This is a genomic window from Alkalihalobacillus alcalophilus ATCC 27647 = CGMCC 1.3604 (genome assembly GCF_000292245.2).
Taxonomy (GTDB): Bacteria; Bacillota; Bacilli; order Bacillales; family Bacillaceae_D; genus Alkalihalobacillus; species Alkalihalobacillus alcalophilus.
Genome location: NZ_ALPT02000140.1, coordinates 1 through 4,731, shown reverse-complemented (window position 1 = coordinate 4,731; position 4,731 = coordinate 1). Strand labels below are relative to the sequence as shown.

Below are 4,731 nucleotides of genomic sequence, written 5' to 3'. Positions count from 1 at the left end.
CACCAAAGGAATGTTGCGTAATCATAAATTAGCTAAATCCATCTCGGATGTATCCTGGTCTGCCTTTGTATCGAAATGAGAATACAAAGCGAAATGGTACGGGAAAACCATCGTGAAAATAAGCAGGTGGTATCCATCTAGTCAAATCTGTTCCGAATGTGGACATCAAGACGGCAAGAAATCTCTTGAAAAAAGGGATTGGACGTGTCCTATTTGCGATAAACATCACGATCGAGATATCAATGCCAGCCAAAATATTCTAGCTGAAGGGGTAAGAACCTTCCACACGGCTTAAAACAACATCCAGAACCGTAGGAATCGACGGGGATAGCTTGGTCCATAAGAGAAACCTCTGTCGGCAAAGAAATCGGCTGGCAAGTACGCTCTGTTCCCAAGAATCTCCCACTTCAAGCGTTAGCTAAGTGGCGAGTAGTTCAATTGATTATGAAGGATTAACTGCTTCGTTAGGTGATTCTTGTTTGTACCCTTTTTGTTTTTGTACTAAATAAATGACAGGGCAAAAGCGGGTAATCCCTTCTGCTACCTTCAGCGCCCCTATAAGACCGGCTATTAAAGGGAAATCTCGAGTGTGGCGGTTGGCACATTTTGAGCCTGTCCATGCTAAAAGGACAAAACCAATCGTAATTCGAATGAGAGCATCACATATTCCAATATTCTGTTTCAAAAGAAAAACCTCCTTATTTATAAAGCGAAGTCCGTTTGCTTAGAAGCAATTCACTAAAAAAGACTTTAATTGGGTAAATACCTAGAAAAGAGCCCCTTTTTTACGATTTAATGTTACAAAGTAGTGACTTTTTAAAAAATGTGTAAAAACATATCACATAGTTGTTAGTCTTTAACAATTTATGTGGTACTATAGAAAAAACTGATTGGAGAAATGAGTGATTGCACATTATGACTGAGAGATTGAATCGATCAACAAAGAAAAAATTACGACATCAACTCGCTGTTGTTAAAGGTGAACAGGCACCATCACTTGTTTTAAAGAATGCTACTTATTTAAATCAAGCTCGTCAGAAATGGCTTAATGCAAATATATGGATATCCGAAGACACCATTGTTTATGTGGGAGATGAAATGCCGCCTGTTTTACATGATGCGGAAGTCGTGGATTGTGAGAACCAATTTATTGTTCCAGGCTACATCGAACATCACGTTCACCCATTTCAACTTTATAATCCCCTGAGCTTTGCAAAGTATGCATCTATAACAGGTACAACAACACTAATAAGCGACAACTTAATTTTTCTATTAGCCCTAGAAAAAAAGAAAGCGCTTACTTTGATTAGCGACTTAGATAAACAACCAACCTCCATGTACTGGTGGTCACGCTACGATCCGCAGACGGAACTAGCAAATGAAGATGCCATTTCGAATTCAAAAATGAAGGAATGGCTTGAGCATCATTTAGTCGTTCAAGGTGGAGAGTTAACATCATGGCCAAAGGTATTAAGTGGTGATGATGCCATTCTTCATTGGATTCAAGAAACAAAACGACTACGTAAACCAATTGAAGGTCATTTTCCTGGAGCCTCAGAAAAAACATTAACCCAAATGGCTTTAGTTGGTGTCACATCTGATCATGAATCGATTACTGGAAAAGACGCGTTAATGCGAATCAATATGGGCTACTACACTTCATTACGTCAATCCTCGATTCGACCAGATTTGAAAAAGATTTTAGTCGAATTGCAAGATTTAGGTCTTGAGCGCTTTGATCGCTGTTTGATGAACACGGATGGTTCACCACCTTCCTTCTATGAGTCTGGCGTTATGAATCATCTTATTCAAATTGCGATCGACAATGGTGTTCCGCCAATCGAAGCTTACAATATGGCGACGTATAATGTGGCCCGCTATTATAATTTTGAAAATAAGCATGGTTTAATCGCACCAGGTAGAATGGCTAATTTAAACTTCTTATCAGCAGAAGATAACCCAACACCTGTTTCGGTTTTGGCAAAAGGGCAATGGATTGTTCGAGAAAATAAAGTCATTGAACGTGATGATTTCTTTCCGTGGAAAGATTATGGAGTCGATAAAGTTGAATACAATTGGGAGTTACATGAAGATGAGCTTCATTTTTCGATGCCGATGGGAATTGAAATGGTCAATGCAGTTATTTTGAAGCCTTATCATATTTCGATTGATTCAGCGACAAAAGAATTAAGTCAAGATTATGATGAAAGTTTTTACGCACTTATTGATCGTCACGGAAAATGGCATATTACGACGATGATTAAAGGATTTGGAAAACGAATTTCTGGTTTAGCAAGCTCCTATAATAATTCAGGTGATGTCATTTTAATCGGTAAGAGTATTCCTGATATGGTTTGTGCCTTCAATCAAATGAAAGAACAAGGAGGAGGAATTGTTCTTGTCGAAAAAGGTCAAGTGATTGGAAATATAGAGCTTCCTTTGCTTGGTATGATGTCTAATAAATCGATGGAAGAAATTATAGGAGAAGAAAAGCATTTAGTTTCGTTATTACGAGAACGAGGATATAAACACGAAGATCCAATTTATAGTTTACTCTTTTTTTCTTCAACGCACTTACCTTATGTTCGTGTGACTCAAAAAGGAATTTATGATGTCAAAAAGAAAACGGTATTGTTCCCATCTATTATGCGTTAAACTAAAAATAGGTTCTTTAGTCTGATGGTAGACTGAAGGGAAATAGGAAAAAAGGTTGTGGACAAAGAGGATGAAATATTGGTTTGGAACAATGATGGCTTTACTCATAATGCTAACTGGATGTAGCGAACCTCTGGCCGAGGAAGAAAGTCCTGATCAAAATGAACAAGTAACAGAAGAAAATGAGGAACCGGAAGTACCTGGATCAGAAGTAATGTTAACACACCCTTTAACGGGAGTAGAAACGGAAATCATTAATAAAAACCGTGTCATTGGAGCTGTCATTAACAATTCTCCGGCTGCCCGTCCGCAGTCGGGGCTGTTAGAGGCCGATCTTATTTATGAAGTATTGGCAGAATATGAAGTGACACGCTTTGTCGCTTTGTATCAAAGTCAATTACCAGAACGGATTGGACCTATTCGAAGTGCAAGGCCTTATTTTGTTGATTTATCAGATGGGTACGAGGCGATGCTTGTAATCCATGGTTGGAGTCCAGACGCACAGACGATGCTTACAAATGGTACCACAGATTATTTGAATGGATTATACTATGATGGTACTTTATTTGAACGTTCAAGTGAGCGTGTCGCTCCTCATAATTCTTACTTATCATTAAATCAATTAATGGAAGGTATGGAACTAGAGCAGATTGAGTTAGAGGCTGAAGTTGAGCCAAATGTTTTTTTAGATAATCATGTTGAGGTTTCTGGTGAGTCAGCAACCGAAATATCCGTCAATTATTTAGAATTATATGAGGTCCATTATCGATTTGACGAGACAAAAAGGACTTATTATCGGTATAATGAAGAGCAGACAGTCGATTATGAAACAGGGGCTGCAATTGAATTAGATAATATTTTTATCGTTGAGGCCGCGCATCAAATTTTAGATGAGGCAGGAAGACGGTCTGTTGATCTCGAATCAGGAGGTAAGGCTTTACTGATTCATAGTGGTAAAATACAAGAAGTAGAATGGGTTAATAACGCTGGACGAATTCTTCCGATAAAAGATGGAGAAATCGTACCGTTTAAGCAAGGTCAAACATGGGTGAACATTATTCCGGATTCTCCAGGTCTTAAAGGAAGCGTAACTTATTAAGAAAAGATAAGAAAGGGTGCTTACCGTGCAAATAAATAAATTAAGAGGCAAAGAGCTTGACCAACTATTTAATGCGATTTTGTCATTAAAAGATTTAGAAGAATGTTATGAGTTTTTTGATGATCTTTGTACCATTAATGAGATTCAATCTCTTGCACAGCGTCTTGAAGTAGCTCGTATGTTACAAAATGGGTATACATATCACAAAATTGAAACAGAAACGGGTGCAAGCACCGCGACGATTTCACGAGTGAAGCGCTGCTTAAACTATGGAAATGATGGTTATAAAATGACTTTAGATCGTATAAAAGAACAAGAGACTGTTGGAGAATAACCAAAAGGCAAAGCTTGCCGACAACTTGAACACAGGTGCTGTATAGTATCTGTGTTTTTTGATCGGATGCTAGGGGGGATTTTATCATTTCCCGACAGAAGACTCCCTCTTCAATCGTGTGAAGGGAGAAGCCCAACGATAAGGGGGAGATGAATGGCGGTTGGCGGTAGCCAAAGAGATTCTTGTTAGGGTATAATAAGAACATACATTCCTATCTGAGGTGAAAACAATGCTCATCAACAAAGCATACAAATTCCGTCTCTATCCAAGCAAAGAACAAGAAACCCTGATTGCTAAAACCATCGGCTGTTCTCGTTTTGTATTCAATCGCTTTTTAGGACAATGGAACGATACCTACCAAGAAACAGGCAAAGGGTTAACGTATTCTTCTTGTTCGGCTGAATTAACGCAACTAAAAAAGGAATTCGTATGGCTAAAAGAAGTGGACAGCATTGCCCTTCAATCCTCCCTGAAAAACCTTGCTGATTCCTTTACTCGATTCTTCAAGAAACAAAATAAAGCACCTCGCATCAAGTCTAAAAAGAATCAGGTACAATCCTACACCACGAAAGAAACAAATAGCAACATTGCCATAGTAGACAACAAAATCAAATTGCCGAAACTAGGGTATGTTCGCTTGGCC

At 38.6% G+C, this 4,731-nt stretch carries 5 protein-coding genes and 1 pseudogene; 5 read left to right on the top strand and 1 reads right to left on the bottom strand.

The window, feature by feature from the left end; all coding sequences use genetic code 11:
* Nucleotides 1-295 (top strand): annotated as a pseudogene (locus BALCAV_RS21895) (RNA-guided endonuclease TnpB family protein); the annotation flags it as partial.
* A 147-nt stretch (nt 296-442) separates the two neighbouring features.
* Here the strand turns inward: BALCAV_RS21895 and BALCAV_RS20550 are convergent.
* Nucleotides 443-685: a YgaP family membrane protein gene (locus BALCAV_RS20550; RefSeq protein WP_003324857.1), complete on the bottom strand. Its 243-nt coding sequence runs from the start codon at nt 683-685 to the stop codon at nt 443-445.
* A gap of 230 nt (nt 686-915) precedes the next feature.
* Between BALCAV_RS20550 and BALCAV_RS20545 the strand changes: the two genes are divergently transcribed.
* The 4 genes from BALCAV_RS20545 to BALCAV_RS20530 form a co-directional block, all read left to right on the top strand.
* Nucleotides 916-2,655: an adenine deaminase C-terminal domain-containing protein gene (locus tag BALCAV_RS20545; protein WP_040324325.1), complete on the top strand. Its 1,740-nt coding sequence runs from the start codon at nt 916-918 to the stop codon at nt 2,653-2,655.
* 70 nt (nt 2,656-2,725) lie between these two features.
* Nucleotides 2,726-3,754, top strand: coding sequence for a DUF3048 domain-containing protein (locus BALCAV_RS20540; protein WP_003324774.1), 1,029 nt, complete (start codon nt 2,726-2,728; stop codon nt 3,752-3,754).
* A 25-nt stretch (nt 3,755-3,779) separates the two neighbouring features.
* Entirely contained in the window at nt 3,780-4,088 is a 309-nt protein-coding gene (locus BALCAV_RS20535) for a YerC/YecD family TrpR-related protein (protein WP_003324773.1), read from the top strand.
* Between the two features lie 229 nt (nt 4,089-4,317).
* Nucleotides 4,318-4,731, top strand: a 414-nt coding sequence (locus BALCAV_RS20530; protein WP_040324324.1) for an RNA-guided endonuclease TnpB family protein, incomplete at its 3' end; no start/stop codon positions are given.

Coding starts and splice junctions, on each gene's coding strand:
- BALCAV_RS20545 (WP_040324325.1), top strand. CDS start 916: ATGACTGAGAGATTGAATCGATCAACAAAGAAAAAATTACGACATCAA.
- BALCAV_RS20540 (WP_003324774.1), top strand. CDS start 2,726: ATGAAATATTGGTTTGGAACAATGATGGCTTTACTCATAATGCTAACT.